The organism is Mesorhizobium sp. NZP2298 (assembly GCF_013170825.1).
In the GTDB taxonomy this organism is placed as follows: Bacteria; Pseudomonadota; Alphaproteobacteria; order Rhizobiales; family Rhizobiaceae; genus Mesorhizobium.
The window spans coordinates 2,670,416-2,686,242 of sequence record NZ_CP033365.1 but is presented as its reverse complement, the minus strand read 5'-3'; the positions used below and the strand labels follow the sequence as shown (position 1 = coordinate 2,686,242).

Genomic DNA, 15,827 nt, shown 5'->3' with positions numbered 1-15,827 from the left:
CGTGACAGAATTCGGGCAATATCTCGCCGCCCAGCTCCTGGCCGGCATCCAGACCACCGTCGTCCTGTTTGTCGGCTGCGCGCTCGTCGGCAATCTGCTGGCCATCCCGGTTGCCCTTGCCCGGTTATCGGCAAGGCCATGGCTTCGCTACCCGGCGGTCGCCTTCATCCTGGCTTTCCGGGGCACGCCGCTTCTCGTCCAGCTCTACCTTTGCTACTTCGGCGTCGGCCAGCTCCTCGGCGGTGTCCCTTCGATAAGGTACAGCCCATTGTGGCCCCTTCTTCGAGGCGCTTATTGCTACGCGTTTCTTACCCTGTCCCTGAACACCGCGGCCTATTGCGGTGAAATATGGAGAGGCGCGATACAGGCTATTCCTGACGGTCAGCGTGAGGCCGGCCAGTCGCTTGGGTTGTCCAAAACACGGATCATGATTTCCGTGCTTCTGCCACAAGCCTTCCGGTTAGCCCTGCCGGCGATCGGAGGGCAGAATATCCTGCTTCTAAAGGGGACCGCTCTGGCCTCGACGATCACCGTCTTCGAACTTATGGGTGCAGCGAACCTGGTTCGTGCGCAGACTTTTAGGATCTACGAGCCTCTGTTCGCCGCCGCGTTGGGATATTTCCTGCTGGCGGCAATTGTGACGACCGGCTTCGGCTTCTTCGAGAGACGGTTCGCTCGGCGGTATTGATCTCGGCTTTGGGCAAACCTGCAAAGCGGTTCACGCTGGCGTCCGTCATCAGAAGAAGCCAGGCCGAGACTGAAGCCTCAACCAGACAGCTCATGGACGCGATGGGGCACCACGACATCGATCATGCGGAGCTTTATTCGCGCGAGACGTCGCAGGTTCGGCTGAAGGTACGGGGGATGGATCGCGTCATGCGGCTCGTGACGCGCAAGCAGATGCCTGGCGGACGTTGCCTCTGGCCTGCGGATATTGTCACCTGCACGCCGCGTATAGCGTCTCGAGGAGGCGCGCGCCGCGCATGTTGCTGGAAAGATAACGATTCAACGACCATCGTCAGTTGAGGCAAAGCGATACAGGGCGTCGGCATCCTTCACAGTGATGGAGCGATACTGGTGCTCGATCCAACCTGCCGATGCAAACCGCCGTAGCGCGGCATTGACCTGCTGGCGCGAAGCATTTGCCATGACACCGAGATCAGCCTGTGACAGAGGGATTGGCATTCGACCGATCCATGTGGCCCGCTGAAGCACCGCAGCTATCCGTCGGTCGGCTTGCTGTCGCTGAAGATCATGGATGACGCGGATAAGCACGTCCGAGCCGAGCACCGAGATCATAGCGAAAGCCCGTACCGCGCCCGGGTCAGCCGCTGCCATCCTGTCCATTGTATCCAGCGGGATATGCATCATCCACAGGCTGCCAGAAGCACGTAACTCGCTTCGACGCGACTGCCTAGTGATGAAACACTCCTCCCCAGCCCAGTCGCCAGGGGCACCCAGATGGACCAGTTGGGGGGATTCATTCGGCGGTGCCGTATTGACCGTGACCGTACCCGCAACAAGGCCGTAGATCCCGCCTGGTGGATCGCCATATCGGAAAACATGTTCGTTGTGGGAAAAGTTCATCAGGATGGAGTGTCGCAACACTGTTGCGCGAAGCATGGGTGACATCCGCGAAAGCCAGCCTGTCCCGCTAACAATCTCTTCTGCCTGTGCTCTAGTAACGTCCATGGTGGGCGACTATCACGACGCCACCTTTAGCTTTGTCCGGATCGCTACAATGTTCTTGACGCTGCCGAATATCTTGCCATCGCGCACGCGGTCGTCGAAACTTGGTGAAGCGCCAGCTGTCATCTGCGCCTATTCGGGAACTGGCTTGGCCGCGTCCTTTCGCTCCGCGAGCCTTTCGACATACATCGAATAGGCGATGTAGTATTTATAGATGTTCGAGACGTACTGGACGGTTTCGCGGCCGACAATCTTGGCGGCACCGTTTTCGACATTGCCGAACCAGACGTTGGGATCGAGCCCCATCTGGGTCGCGGCTCCACGGAACTTCCTCAGATTGTTCGGCCCGGCGTTGTAGGCGGCGAGCGTCAGCAGCATCCGGTCGAGAGGCTTGGGACCGTCATCGGTGATGTAGACCCCGGACAGGTGGCGCAGATACTTCGCCCCGGCCTCGATGTTTCGCTCAGGACTATCGGCGATGCCCTTGATGCCGATGGCCTTGTCAGCGGCGGTCGAGGGCAGGAGTTGCATGATGCCGACCGCGCCACGTGGGCTCTTCTGGCTCTGGTTCAGCTGCGATTCCTGGAAGCCTTGCGCGGCCAGCAGCAGCGGATCGAAATCATATTGCTTGCCATAGGTCTGGAACAGCAGCCACAGCGCCTGGAACCTGGCGATCTCCGCCGGCGCGTAGGCCGTGCGCACCATCTTGTCGCTCTGGTAGTAGCGCTTCTTCAGGATGTTGCCGAATGTCGTCCCAACCTTGTGATCTTTCACGAAGGCATCAAGCACCTCCTTCAGCTTCGGGCTGTCCTTGCGGATGCCGAAGGCGATGTCGCCCCCGGTCGAGACGGCAATGTCGTCATGCACGGCAAGTTTGTCGAAGACCTGAGCCCAGATGCGGGCATTGAAGCGGTCGACCACGCACCATGGCAGCAGTCCGGCATTGACCATCTCCAGGATGTCTTCGTCCTCGAGGTTTTCGGCGATGTCCTTGATGATGATTTCCGGTTTGCCCGCCGTCTTCCGCTCGGCATTCAACGCGACGAGGTGCTCGTGATAGCTGCTGCTCGCGCGGACATAGACCTCCTTGCCGCCGAGATCGTCCAGGGAGGCAACAGGCGGCGAGGCGGGACCGGTCACAAGCGCCTCCATGACGCCGCTGGCCATCGGATCGGAGAAATCGACTATTTTCTGCCGCGCCGGCGTGATGGTGAGGTCGGCCGAGACGATGTCGCCAAGCCCCGCCGCGAGATCCGGCAGAAGGTCCTTTCTGGCCACCGGCACATAGGCGATCCTGATCCTTTCTACCTCCCTGGTTTTCTTCAGCCGCTTGTTCAGCCAATCCTCAAGCGCCTGTCCGAGTTCGACCGCGGTACCAAGCTGCCTGCCCTTGTCGATGAAATAGATCGTCTTCGAATAGGGTACGAGGATGCGGACAACCCTTCGCTTCTCCATGCCGTCGAAATCGCCGCTCCAGCTCTTGACGCGCGCCGCGCTCGAGAGGTCTTCGGCCAGGGCCCCGCACGTCGTGAGGGCGCCCAGAACCAGCAGCGAAAGAAATGCAAGGACCGTTGGGGCCCAAGCCCGGCCGACCATGCCCGTCCAATCCGTCCCGATCATCGACGCCCCCCTCGACGCATTTCGTCCCTTGACAGTCAGGCCGGTTGGACGGACGCCACTTTGCCGTCGGTATCGACGATGCAACTGGTTGGCTTTCCCGCGACGTTCAGTTCGACCTGGAAGCTCTTGGAATCGAGCCTGCGCGAGCTGGTCGGCAACGCCTTGCCGCTATCGACGCCGCCCGCTTTCGCCGCCGCGCCGGCACAAAGAAGCTGGAGATCGGCCGGTGCTGTTTCGACCGTCGTCCTCGACATCTGGTCGGGCGTCGGCGCGCTTTGGCATGCCGCCAGAACCGTTGCGATGACGATCGAGGCCGATCCGCGAACGGCCCAGTGCCTCATCCTGATCTGCCTGCCGGTCACCATGGTCTTGTCCCCTGTGTTTATCGAACTATACGTCCGTCGTTGATCACACACCCTTGTAGAGCGCCGCGCCCTGCATCAGCACGATCACTTTCGCCCCGACCTTGATGCGGGAATGCAGATCGATGATGTCGCCATTGTTCATGCGGATGCATCCGGAAGACACGTCCAGGCCAATGGTCCACGGTTCGGGCGTGCCGTGGATGCGGTAGATGGTGTCGTGGCCGTCTTCATAGAGGTAGAGCGCTCGCGCGCCGAGCGGATTGTCGGGCCCACCGGGCATGCCATTGGCCCAGGGCCGGGCTTTGGGATCCCGGGCAACCATTTCGGCCGGCGGTGTCCAGGTCGGCCACTCCGCCATGCGCCCGACCTTGACGATGCCGGCCCATCCGAAGCCCTCCCTGCCCACGCCGATGCCGTAGCGGATCGCCTGCTGGCCGGGCTGGACGAGATAGAGGAAGTGCTGGTTGCCGTCGATGATGATGGTGCCGGGCTGCTCGGCGGTGCGGAACTTGACCACCTGCGGGCGAAAGGATTCCGGCACCTGCTTGTGAAGCTTGTAGTACTGGTAGGCCTTGGTGCGATTGTAATCCGTCCACTGCCGCGTCTTGGGATCGTAGACCTGCGTTCCCGCGGCAAGCGCTGCCAAGGTGGAAAACGCCAGCCCCAGCGCCAGCACAACCGCCAGGCCCGCCGCATGCTTGCCGCCAGTTCCCGTCGCCCGCTCGTCGGTGCCGAACCTCGTCTTTGTGCGTCTGGTCATTGCTTGGCCCATCCTTCGACGCGCGCCTCGTTCCTGGCCACCCATTGCTCGGCGTAGGCAGAGGGCGCCTGCCGCTCGACCTGAAGCGCGTAGCTCATCTCGATCGCCTCCTCCGGCTTGAAGTCGACGCGCTCCAGGAAGCGAACCACCTCCGGATGTTTCTTGCGCAACGAGGTCGCGTAGGCGATGTGGTAGTGGGCCGTGTCCCAGCCAACGGCGGCGTGCGATTTCGAAAGCCATTGCGGGTCTTCCGTCGGCAGGACGATCTTCCATTTGGCGGCATCGTATGGTGGCTCCGTCAGGCGCACGATGTCGTGCAATTTGAAGACCACATGCGGCGCATAGCAAGCGAAGACCATCGGCCGGTCCGAGGCCTCCGCCGCATCGACAGCCGCCATGCCGACATCTTCCGGCATTTCGAGCAGCGTCAGGTTCTTGGCATAGCCGTAGCTGTTGGCGCGGATGCGCTCGATGGTGGTCGACGACCATGTCTGGGCGCCAATCCACATCTCGCCCTTGCCGTCTCCGTCCGTGTCGAGCGCCTCGGTCTTCTTCGGATCACCGAGGTCGGAAATGTCCTTGAAGCCGTATTTGTCGGCCGCTGTCTTGTTGGCGCAAATCCCCTGCCAGGCCGGAACGCCGATCGGGCTGATCGCGACCGTTCCAGCCTGGGTGACATACTTCTTGACCAAGGTATCGAGGTTCGGCAGCCAGACCTCCGGATGGATGTCGACCTGGCCGGAGTCAAGACCAGCGAAAGCGATCATGGTGCCCATCTCCACCACATCCGCATCGAGCCCGAACTCCTTCTTGAGACTCACCTTCAGGATGTTGGCCGTCGCCTGGCCCGACGACCAGTTCGGCATTGCAATAACCAGGTCGGCAGCGTGCGAGGGAATGCCGCCGAGCACAAGCGCCGAGGCAACCACCGCCACTTTCCATGCCAGTTTCACCAAATCGGCCATCAAGTGATCCTCTTCACGTGCGACGCGTTTCCTCATGGGCACGATATCCGTTCAGTCTCCGACCACGTCCCAGCCCTTATCGGGATTGAAGCTGTTTATGTGCTTCACGACAGCGTCGGTGTTCGCGCCGAGATCGGCCTCGTAGACGATTCCGTGCTGGTTGACTTCGAAGGTCTTGACGCCGGTCTCGCCGTACTTGACCGGCCAGGCGATAAGGGCAAAACCCGCGATCATGTTGCCGTTGATGACATAGTCGTAGGCGCCGCCGGCGATGTTGGCGCCTTGTTTCGTCAGGATACGGAAGCGGTAGCCGAAATAGCCCTCACCCTTGATGGCCTTGCCCAAAGGCACCTGATCAACGAAATCGCCCGCGGGGCTGTCGCCGTCGCCCTGTTCGGCTGGCCAATAGAGGCCGTCGGTGGCGCCTTTGCTGCTGATCAGCTTCTGTGCGTATTCGGGCACGCCGTCATTGTCGTGATCCTGTAGGAAATAATCGTTCTGGGCGTCGACATAGGCGCGCAGGCTCGCGATGGCTTCCAACTCGTTTGCGCCGACGCGGCGATTTACGATCTCTTCCAGCCCGGCATAGGTGTCGAAGGCCCATTTGCCGTCGCTGCCCTTCACCAGCGGGAAAGGCAGCGTCCACAACTTATCGCCGATCTCTATCAGTTTGCGATCGCTTTCATCCTCGACGACCAATTGCCGGGCAGCGCCATCCCGGATCCGGATGAAGGTGGTGGCGGTATTCGCATCGGCCTTGAGCTTCACGACGTCGAGCCCAAGCAGTTTGGCGAGCGCATCGATATCGTTTGCGCGAAGCGCTTCCTTGAAAGCAGTCACCGCGGCATCGGCGCTGTCGAAAGCCGGCGGTTCCGTGGTGGCGGCAAGGGAGGCAACCTCCTGCAGACTCTGGGCGGCGGCCGAAGGCCCCGAAGCATGACCGAGGAGAAACGCGACGGCAAGGGCCGGACAGGCAAGCATGGCACGAAGGGTCGACTTCATTGTCTGGTCCTTTCCCTCAATATCAACGCCTGTGACCGGCGGGACGCTTGATGGCCTTGCCGGCGCCGCCGCGCTGCCCACCTCCCAGGGACTTGCGGCCGCGGTCGGACTGCAACTGAGAGATCTTTCCGCGGTCCATGTCTCCAAGACCCGACATTTTCTTCGGCCGGCTGTCCAACTTGGCCGCAGGCTTCACCTTGCCGACCGGCCGGGTTATGTTGCCCGGCTTCTGGATGTCCCGTTTGGAGACGTCGCGTTTCGCGATCTCCGTCTTCTTTGCAGTTGTCCCGCCACCGGGCTTCGCCTTGAGCCCTTCCAGGGTGTTCTTGCGGATGTCGGTCGCCTGCTGCTTCCTGCCGGGTCGGTTGACGGCATTGTCCCGCTTGATGTCGCCGGCACGGTCCCTCAATGCGTTGTCGCCGTTGGCCGCGATCCCGCCCTTGATGCGGGTGCGGTCGAATTTGGCGAACTGGTCCTTGTCGATTTTGATCTTCGATCGATCGACGTTCTTCCAGTCGATGTCGTTGAAATTCACCTTGCCGTCGAGGTCGATGTTGTTGAGACATCTATCGCAATCGATGTTGATATCCGGACCGCTCCAGTGGCCGCCCCACACGTCCCTGTCGTCCCAGTCTACGGCCGCGGCCCAGACGGCGCCGGTCACCGCGCCGGCAAAGAAGGGGGCCGTCGGATTGTAGTAATAGGGATAAGGATCGGGATAGTAGGCGACCGGCGCCGGCGGATAGTTCGCAACGTAGAGTACCTTCGGATCGTAGCGCGGAACGTAGATGGTGTCGGCGCTCGCCGGCTGGATGACGATGTTGTCTGCCTGCTTCTCGACCTTGACCTTGTCGTCTGTCTTGATGACGCCCTTGGCAACCGCTTCCCCGCGAAGCTGCTGGATGGCGAGCAGCACATCCTTCTGCTGATAAGCGATCGCTTCGCCGAGCGTCTGTGTCCAGTCGAGGTCGTCGCTCATCATCTTGACGATCTCGGGATAGTTCAGAAGCGAAATGACGCTGCCGTCCCAGCTTTCCTTGGGCTTCAGGGTCTTGTCCTTGTTGTAGCCGTCGAGGAAGCGCTGCGCCTCCACGATCTGGAGCGGGTAGAGCGAGGCGGCGGAAATGACGGCTACAAGATCATCTGGATAAAGGGCGATGCGCGCGACCAGGATTTCCATCTCGTCGGCGCTCAATGGCGCGGGTGAAGCGGTCGCGGCCGCAGTTGATGTGGCCGCGTTCGAGGCAGCCGCTTGCTCTTGCGCAAACGCGGAAAATGAGACGCTCACCAGCAACGCGGTGGCTACCGATGCGCCGGCCAATGGTCGTAGAGACAGCAAACAAGAGAAGCGCATACGTGTGTTCCCTCAGACAGTTGGACTAGAGGCGGCGGCCGGCGCCCGTCCAACGCCTCCAGCTTCGGAAGATATTGGCTGCCCGCCGGGCTAAAGGGCGTACAGGTGGTTCTTCACCCTCGGACAGCCTCAGCTATTGGCTTCGCGAACCAGCGGCCTGAGGTCTTCCCGCGCAAAAGCCGGAGCGCCGGCAAGACATCAGGCGCGACGGTGCCTTTCAGAAGGACGCGACGGCTCACTTCACTTCCTGGGCGACCGGAAACTTCCAGCTCCCGTCGAGTATCTGCGCCTGAGGGCGATAAAGGCGGACCATGTAGTTCCAACCCTCGGGCGTCGGCAGGCAGTTCGCGATCTTGCCGTCACAGCCGCCGAACTGGATCATGATCGATCCGTCCGCGCTCTTCTTCGCCGTCACATCGTTGAGCGAGTACGCGTTCAAGTCGTTCTGTGTGAAGAAGCCGTCCTTGTTGTAGACAGTGACTGACCAGAAATCCTTTATCGGCACATCCTTCACAGTCAGCCGGTAGATGACCTTGCCGTCGTTCTTTTCAGGCGTCACGTTGAGGTAGAATGCTTCCTTGTCCGGGTTTCCGCCCCATCCGAGCGCTGCTCCGATCAAATGCCGGACCGGATCGACCTCGTCGCGCGATCCGAACATCTTGGCGGTATCCGGGAGCAACGCGCCGAGATCCAGGAGCGCGCGACGGGTCTTGTCCCGGCTCTTGCTGTCCCACTCGGGAATCTCGAAACTGCCCACTGCTGCCTGCTTGACCGTGACCGCATCCTGAAGCGCATGAACCTTGCTCATATCTTCAGGTTTGCTGGGATCGGCAAAGAAACGGAAAGCGGCAGCCACATAACGGGTGCCTATGTCTTTGCGCGTCAAGGTATGCGAACCAGCCCCGTAGTATACGCCATGGGCATAGTGGTCCTCATCGATCACAAGAAGCGACACGAACCGGCTGCCGGGATCCGGCACGGTAATCGTGACCGGTCCGGCATCCAGATCGAACACGGCGGACGAATAAAGGGTATCTCGATTCAGGCGGACAACTGTCTGCTTATCAAGCGGCGCCATTTCCCGCGTGTGGTCGAACTTGCCGAAGCCGCCATTCTTGGCGATGCCAGAGAAGTAAAGGTCGCTTTCGGCGCGGACGAAGTTGTCGCTGTTGACTGTGATCGGAGCGGCGGCGACCGGCAGCGCGGCCGCAAGCAGTGCTGCGGCGGCAATCACCAAAGAACCCAATTTCTTTCGAGACATAGAAACCTCCATGATTGAATTGTTGTGGCAGCAGAGTCTGCCCTGCCCGCAGCGTTAGAACCGCATGACCATGCCGAGGATCGGCCCTTGCTGGACCACATTGAACACGAAGCCGTCATGGCTATAGTCGACGCCGAGAGCGCGATACCCGGCTACGGCCGAGATCCGGTCGCTGAACTCGTAGCCGACGCCGGCGGCGAGATCCCAGTCGAGGTCTGCCTGGCCTGCCCCAATCAAGCCCCATCCGCTGAGGTAGACCTTGTCCGTCAGAAAATACCTGCCGCGAACGCCGGTCATGGCGTCGACCCACGTGGCGCCGTCGCTCGCCGAGACCCCATCCAGAACACCGCCGGCAAAGGAGATGTCCGTACTCGCGTGCCAGACACGTGCGCCGGCAACGAGATCGAGATTGCTGCGACCGTCCAGAAAGACGGAATAGCCCGCCCCAAGAAGTCCCGTGAACGTCTCCGACGTGAGATCGACCCTGTTCGCGACAACGCCCAGGGGCGTGCCCGAGCCCGTGGAGACCTTGGTATAGATGACGTCCCCGAAGATACTGAACCGGTCGTGGCGGGCTTCGCCGATCGCCATGAACGCGAAATCCAAGTCCTTCAGTATATCGCCGAAATCGGATGCGACGTGAACCGCCGGCAGGCCGAACTGTCCGACGTCACCCGACATGCCGGCGCCCCAGAAATAGGAACTGGCCGCAAAGGTCCAGCCATCGTCCGCAGCCGGCTTTGCCTCAGGCAGGATGACCGGTTGCGGAACGTCCGCAGCTTGGGCGAATGAGACCGTTACTGTACAGGCAAGCAACGCCAATCCGAATTTGGTGCTAGTTTTCATCTACCGTTCCTCGTTGCGTTGTGACAATTCTCGGTCCATCTCACCTCGGAAAGAGCAGCGTGAGCGTAGTCCGCAATCCCCATTGCGGTCCGCCCCTCGTCGGCGACGATCAGATCGCACATTCCCCTCCGTCACTCTGTCCGGATTCGGACAATGTTGACGATCATCTTAACTGTGGCTGATTTGAATTATGATGCCGCAGCTTTATCGAGCCCGCTCGAGTGGGGGCTGCTTCCAACGGCCATCGAGCGCTTCGGGTTTGGGCCAGTAAAGTCTCAACGTTGCCCAGAATGGCCCTGCCGGAATCGGCAGCCAGTTCGCCTCCAAGTCCTTTCCCGGAGATTCGTGCTGGAGGTAGATCGTGATCTTACCGTCGGCGTCACGCTTCAGGTCTGGCAACATCGACGAGTTGATCAGATAGCGATCGAGGGCATTCGGATAGAGCAGGCTTTCCGGAAGGTCATAGACGGTAAGCGACCAGAACGAGTTGACCGGCGGCAATTTGTCCGGCGTGAGGTATAGCCGGTAGTCGTGGTCCCCCCTCAGAGCCTTGCCGTCGGCATCGGCGAAATAGGTCGGGTAGAGGGCCTCTTCTTTCGAGTTGCCGTATATGCCCAGTACGGCCGCTGACATGCGGGCCATGTAGTCGTTTTTCATGAACTCGCGGGTACCGAACGCCTCACTGGCGGGCCGCTTGCCCGTATCGACCATCGTCGCCTTGAAGTCGGCGAACTCCTTCCATGCATCAGCCATTCCGTCCAGAACGGCCTGCTGCATTTCCGGTGACATCGCTGCGAAGTCGAACTTCCTGCCAGGGCCGATGCCGAGCCTGGCAAAGCGTGCCATGAGATCAGCTTCGGATGGGTGCGTCGGACAGAATTGAAGAACGAAATTGAGAATGTTGAAGAATTCGGGCGACTTGCGCTGGTCTTCCGGCGACAGCGGCTTGATGAAATCAACGGGAGGAGGCGCGGGTGGCGCCGGCTGCCCCAGGAACCGAGACAGCGGTTGCACACTGTAGCCCGCCTGAACTTTCCTGACCTTGTCGATGTCGGCCGCACCGGAGAGTTGTGTCCGGTAGAGCACGAAATCGAAGTCGGTTTCGGAGCGGATGACAGCCTTGACGCCTGCCGGTTTCTCGCCGCTCCAGCGCGGACCGACAAGCAGGAAATTCCCTGCTCCGTTGCCGGTGGCGCGGCTGCCGACATAAGCGAAATTGAACGTATACATGTCGATGAACTGGAGCGAATAATATCGCCCGGCCTCGACTTCAGGCACACTGATCACCAGCGGCTCGGCGCGCAAGTCAGCGCCGAGCTGTGAATAAGGCGTGTCGGAATTGGGAGTCTGGATCGCCTTGTCATCTGGCGTGAAGACGCGAGCGACGTTGTTGATATTGTTCCAGGTCGCTTTGAAGTCAGGATTGTTACGATCAACAAAATACGAATACTGAACTCTATAATTATCTACAAGCGGAAAACCATAGATCGTGACCTCTTTTGCTATATCTCTGGCCTCCTTAGGCGATAAATTTTGAGCAATAGCAGAATGCACTGCCATCACACACGCGATTGCAGTAAAAATAAACCTGATCATGGTCATCCTCGTGGCGATATTGCAATACGTATATTGTCCGCGCGCAAAGAACATTTCCTGCGGCCGGCGAAATCCCCTGTTCCTTCATTTCCGCTCTGGAAATAGCGGTGCTGACAAACTACACAATCGAGATGGAGACACTGTCCGGATCCAGACAATCTGGGGGCTAGATGCTGAACTTGACGCGAGAACAGGCAGAACAAGTCATGAGCGAAGGCGCTTGGCTCACGAATGTGGGAGACCCCTTCAGAGCCACCCTGTTGCGCCATGCGCACCTCCTGAAATTCGCTCCAGATCAGATCATCTACCGATTTGGTGATCCGCCCGGTGGGATGTACGGGCTCGTTGCCGGCTCGCTTACCATCAACACAGCGCCACCCGACGCAATCCCTCGCTTGATCCATCTTGGGATGCCGGGATCTTGGACAGGTGAAGGCCCCTTCTTGACTGGCCAGCCACGCAGGGCAGAGATGAGGGCTCTCAGCGACGCTTGGATGATGCATGTGCCGCTGGATGCCCTGGAGCAGATGACGGCGCGCGACCCCGGCGTACCGCGCGCGATTGGAATGAATACGGTATTCACCGTGGACGTGCTGCTCCGAATCGTTCACGACCTGCAGAAGCGGGATGTCGGGCGCAGGATAGCGTCCGTGCTCCAACGGGCCGGTTGGCTCGGCGACATGCCCATCCCGTTGTCTCAGGCAGACCTTGGCATCATGGCGAATGCGTCGCGGCAACAGGTCAACGCAGCAATGCGGCGTTTCGCTTCTCATGGCTGGGTGAAATACACTTATCGGTCCGTTACCGTGATGAAACCACGGGTGCTGCGACAGTTCTCCGAAGGTGACGGGTCGGAGTAGTTAGGCAGCGAAAAGTCTCAAGGGGGGAGCTTTGAACGTAGTGTCTCAGACATCAAAGGCACAGATAGCGCTATTTCTCAGCCTGACGGTTTTCACCACCGGACAATCTTTTCTTCTCGTCGTGCTTCCTCCGCTGGGAAGGCGCCTGGGCTTCTCGGACCTCCACATCGGCGGCATACTCAGCTTGTCTGCTTTGCTTATCATGGCCTCGGCCCCTGCCTGGGGCTATCTCAGCGAACGCATCGGGCGACGTCCGGTCCTGTTGGCAGCTCTTGCTGGGGCTATGCTGGGCTCCGTCGGATTTGGTGCGATCGTCCATTTTCGGCTGTCGGGTACCTTGAGCGTTTTCTTGGCGCTAGTGTTGATAGCCGTCGTCCGCGCGGCTCAAACCTTGGTCACCAGCGGCATCTTGCCCGCAGCACAAGCCTACATGGCGGACGTTACTCCTCCAGCCCAGCGGGCCAATGGTATGGCCACCCTCGGGGTGGCTATCGGCGTTGGCGCTATCCTTGGGGCAGCGCTTGCGTGGCGCGTTGCGGGAGCCAATCCGGTCATGGCTTTCGCCATCATCGCAATACTGGCTGCTGTTGCACTGTCGAGTATCCTCTGGCTGGCCAAGGAACCCATCCGCGCCGCCTCAACAGCTATTTCAGACACCCGCCTCCCGCTCGGCCGGATATGGCCATTCTTGGCGATCACGCTTGCGTCTATTTCTGCGTACAGCATCCTGCAGCAAGTTACGGCGCTGCGTCTGCAGGATACGTTGGGCTTCACGATCGAAGAATCGATCTCCAGGGGAGGCGCGGCGCTGATGGCGACGGCGCTTGCTATGATTGTCGTGCAGGCTTGTGCAGTTCGCGTCTTCGGATGGACGTCAGCCCGGCTGCTGGGGGTTGGAGCGATCACGGCAGTAATTGCCATGCTGATCTGCACCTTGGTGACGACCTATTCCGCGATTTTCGCCACGCTGATCCTGCTCGGCATCGGTCTGGGTCTCATGCTGACTGGAAATCTCGCTTCGCTCAGTTTGTGGACTGGAGGCGGCGCGCAGGGCAAGGCCGCAGGCGTCAATGTCCTCGCTCAGGGGCTGGGGCAGGCAATCGGGCCGATCGCCGGTGCCAGCCTTCATCGGATATCCCCTGAGGCCCCATTTTCTGCAGCGACAGTACTGCTTGCGATAGCATGCCTGGTTGCGATTTCGGCATGGAGATCTGCCGCGGCGAACCAACTGTAGTAGCGCCTCGTGCCAAGCCGCAGCTTGCCCTGCCCGCCGTCATGCTCGACCTGAACCCAGACCAACGCCGACGCACCCTCGATCTGGGCAATGTTCGAAACGACGTCCTCGCCGTCATCGTTGGGAATGATAGTCGCGTGGTGTGGACAAAGCAGTCTCCTCTGGATTGGCACGGTGGGGAGGGAACCGAGCTGCCAACACTGCGTTCTGGACCTCATGGACGAGTTCATTGAGCGGTTTGGGCAAACGACTTGGCTCCCCTTTTCCGTAATTTCGGCCAGGCTTTTGCTTGCAGCGCTCTTGGGAGCGGTTGTCGGTGCCGAACGCGAATGGCGTAACCGGCCGGCCGGATTGAGGACCCATATTCTTGTTTGCGTTGCCACGGCCCTGATCGCCGTCTTGGCAATCGAGATCACCCACCTTCACGTGTTTGATGGTCAGGAGGTCGCGATTGATCCCCTCCGGCTGATCGAAGCCACTACCGCAGGAGTGGCGTTTCTGGCTGCCGGCATCATTTTCTTCTCGAAGGGAGAAGTTCAGGGGCTTACCACTGGCGCGGGCATGTGGCTGGCTGGAGCCATAGGTTTAGCGGTAGGGCTCGGGTTCTGGCAGATTGCTACGCTAGCTACTGTACTGGCGCTGATCGTGCTGGGGGTCCTGCAGCTAGTCCAAGTGGGGAAAAAGGATTGAATAGGACCGACTTGTTATTGGGCGGGTCGACGTAGCATTCGCTATTCCTGATCAACGGTGGCAACCTTGTCCCGCCGGCGATCGAGCGCAAGCTTTCAGTATGCGTAGCCGCGAGATCGCCGCAGAAAAGCCGGGGAACTGCGCGACCTTCTCGGCGTGACGCCTCTGCCCTGATGTCGGGGATAGCTGCCACGCTTGAAGCGCTTCTGGGAAGCGTTGGTGGCACGAAGGTCCTGTTATGCTTCGTCGCCGCGCATGACCCTGTCGAAAGTAAAGGCTGCCTTGGCCTCAGCCCGATTGTCGCGCGATACAGGCGCGCCATCCCCTCATTGGCCGCCATGCGGTCCCCCTCGTAAGCCCTGTTTCGTCCAGCGGGCGAGGACATTTCAAGGCAGCACGTTGCACGACCTACCAGTCAACGACTGTGCCATCTTCCAGAACCGCGTTACGTGTGTGCAGAACTTCGGGTGCGAACGGGTGCCTCGCGCATTCCTTCTCGTCCACCTCGATGCCGAGGCCGGGAGCCTCGGGAACCTGCCAATAGCCATCGATACGACGAATGGGCCCCTGGACCACATCGAAATACCAAGGAACGGCGCCAACCATCTCTTCCTGGATGACGTGGCTTGGCGTCGAGACCGCAAAATGCAGCGCGGCCGCGCCAGCGATCGGGCCGAGCGGATTGTGCGGCGCCACTCCCACCGAAAAGGCCTCGGCCATCGCGGCGATCTTCTTGGCCTCGCCGAGACCGCCGCAGTGGCAGATGTCCGGCTGGATGATAGCGACCGCGCGGGCATTCAGCAGATCAACGAATTCCGATCGGTCGACAAGGCGTTCCCCGGTCGCCAGCGGCACCGTAACGCTTTGCGCGACCGTCTTTAGCGCAGCGGTCTCGCCTGGCGGCACGGGCTCTTCCACGAACATCGGGCGACCGGGCGCCAGCGCCTCGATATAGGCGATCGAGGCCGCCGCGCTTGCCGGGCGGCCATGGAAATCCACCATGATCTCAACCGAGTTGCCGGTCGCCTTGCGCATTGCTTCCATCATGCGGGCGACCTTGTCGATCTCGGCCAGGGGCGCATGGTAGTTCGTATAGGGAATGAAGACTGCCTTGAAAGCACGGTAGCCCATCTCCACCACCTCGCTTGCGCGTTCCACCAGTGGCGCTTCCTCAAGAGTCTCGTATACGGCGCGCATGTCGCCGAGGCCGAGATGGGTATAGACCAGCACCTTATCGCGGACCTTGCCGCCGAGCAGCCGCCACACCGGCACGCCGAAGTCCTTACCCACAATGTCCCACAGCGCCATCTCGATGCCGGAGATCGCGCTCATTCCGATTACGCCAAGGCGCCAGAAGCTGTGCTTCTTCATAACCCTCACGGCCTGCTCGATATCGCGTGGATCGTGCCCAATCATCAGGGGCGAGAGATCTTCGACCGCGCCGGCTACGGCGCGCGTCTTCCATTCCAGCGTCGCCTCGCCCCAGCCGAAAAGCCCCGGCTGGTCGGTCTCGACTTTGACGAAGACCCAGTTGCGCATCTCTGCGTTGACGATGCGGGTCGTTATGGCAGTTATCTTCAAGGCC

Annotated in this window: 15 protein-coding genes; 4 read left to right on the top strand and 11 right to left on the bottom strand. The window is 60.4% G+C overall.

All coding sequences use genetic code 11. From position 1 onward, the window contains the following. The first annotated feature begins 1 nt into the window (after position 1). Positions 2–688: an ABC transporter permease gene (locus EB231_RS12995; RefSeq protein ID WP_172349150.1), complete on the top strand. Its 687-nt coding sequence runs from the start codon at positions 2–4 to the stop codon at positions 686–688. A 317-nt stretch (positions 689–1,005) separates the two neighbouring features. On the opposite strand, the gene EB231_RS12990 is transcribed toward EB231_RS12995, so the two are convergent. The 10 genes from EB231_RS12990 to EB231_RS12945 all read right to left on the bottom strand — a co-directional run bounded on the left by EB231_RS12990 (position 1,006) and on the right by EB231_RS12945 (position 11,458). Then, a complete protein-coding gene (locus EB231_RS12990; RefSeq protein ID WP_246740928.1) occupies positions 1,006–1,623 on the bottom strand; it encodes a Crp/Fnr family transcriptional regulator in 618 nt (205 codons plus the stop codon). A gap of 198 nt (positions 1,624–1,821) precedes the next feature. Then, positions 1,822–3,309 carry an MltF family protein gene (locus EB231_RS12985; RefSeq protein WP_246740927.1) on the bottom strand — a complete coding sequence of 496 codons (1,488 nt, stop codon included), beginning with the start codon at positions 3,307–3,309 and terminating at the stop codon, positions 1,822–1,824. 35 nt (positions 3,310–3,344) lie between these two features. Beyond that, positions 3,345–3,674 carry a hypothetical protein gene (locus tag EB231_RS12980; protein ID WP_246740769.1) on the bottom strand — a complete coding sequence of 110 codons (330 nt, stop codon included), beginning with the start codon at positions 3,672–3,674 and terminating at the stop codon, positions 3,345–3,347. A 43-nt stretch (positions 3,675–3,717) separates the two neighbouring features. Continuing rightward, the gene (locus EB231_RS12975) at positions 3,718–4,434 is read right to left on the bottom strand and encodes a L,D-transpeptidase (protein WP_246740770.1); all 717 of its coding nucleotides are present in this window, start codon (positions 4,432–4,434) and stop codon (positions 3,718–3,720) included. Further along, entirely contained in the window at positions 4,431–5,399 is a 969-nt protein-coding gene (locus EB231_RS12970) for an ABC transporter substrate-binding protein (RefSeq protein ID WP_172349148.1), read from the bottom strand. Before EB231_RS12970 ends, EB231_RS12975 begins: the two co-directional genes overlap by 4 nt. Positions 5,400–5,450: 51 nt before the next feature. Beyond that, entirely contained in the window at positions 5,451–6,401 is a 951-nt protein-coding gene (locus tag EB231_RS12965; RefSeq protein WP_172349147.1) for a DUF2950 domain-containing protein, read from the bottom strand. 22 nt (positions 6,402–6,423) lie between these two features. Continuing rightward, the gene (locus EB231_RS12960) at positions 6,424–7,740 is read right to left on the bottom strand and encodes a DUF3300 domain-containing protein (protein WP_445299317.1); all 1,317 of its coding nucleotides are present in this window, start codon (positions 7,738–7,740) and stop codon (positions 6,424–6,426) included. 250 nt (positions 7,741–7,990) lie between these two features. Beyond that, on the bottom strand, positions 7,991–9,016 hold the full coding sequence (locus EB231_RS12955; protein ID WP_172349145.1) for a DUF1214 domain-containing protein: 1,026 nt from the start codon (positions 9,014–9,016) through the stop codon (positions 7,991–7,993). 54 nt (positions 9,017–9,070) lie between these two features. Then, positions 9,071–9,862, bottom strand: coding sequence for a hypothetical protein (locus EB231_RS12950; protein ID WP_172349144.1), 792 nt, complete (start codon positions 9,860–9,862; stop codon positions 9,071–9,073). A gap of 204 nt (positions 9,863–10,066) precedes the next feature. Continuing rightward, positions 10,067–11,458, bottom strand: coding sequence for a DUF1254 domain-containing protein (locus EB231_RS12945; protein WP_445299305.1), 1,392 nt, complete (start codon positions 11,456–11,458; stop codon positions 10,067–10,069). 170 nt (positions 11,459–11,628) lie between these two features. On the opposite strand from EB231_RS12945, the gene EB231_RS12940 reads away from it, so the two are divergent. From EB231_RS12940 to EB231_RS12930, 3 genes are all read left to right on the top strand, one after another. Continuing rightward, the gene (locus tag EB231_RS12940) at positions 11,629–12,318 is read left to right on the top strand and encodes a Crp/Fnr family transcriptional regulator (protein ID WP_172349143.1); all 690 of its coding nucleotides are present in this window, start codon (positions 11,629–11,631) and stop codon (positions 12,316–12,318) included. A 40-nt stretch (positions 12,319–12,358) separates the two neighbouring features. Then, entirely contained in the window at positions 12,359–13,552 is a 1,194-nt protein-coding gene (locus EB231_RS12935) for an MFS transporter (protein ID WP_172349142.1), read from the top strand. A gap of 216 nt (positions 13,553–13,768) precedes the next feature. Beyond that, complete coding sequence (locus tag EB231_RS12930; protein ID WP_172349141.1) at positions 13,769–14,242, top strand: MgtC/SapB family protein; 474 nt, start codon at positions 13,769–13,771, stop codon at positions 14,240–14,242. 408 nt (positions 14,243–14,650) lie between these two features. Here EB231_RS12930 and dgoD read toward each other — a convergent pair whose 3' ends face one another. Beyond that, positions 14,651–15,823: a galactonate dehydratase gene (gene dgoD, locus EB231_RS12925; RefSeq protein ID WP_172349140.1), complete on the bottom strand. Its 1,173-nt coding sequence runs from the start codon at positions 15,821–15,823 to the stop codon at positions 14,651–14,653. Positions 15,824–15,827 lie beyond the last annotated feature (4 nt).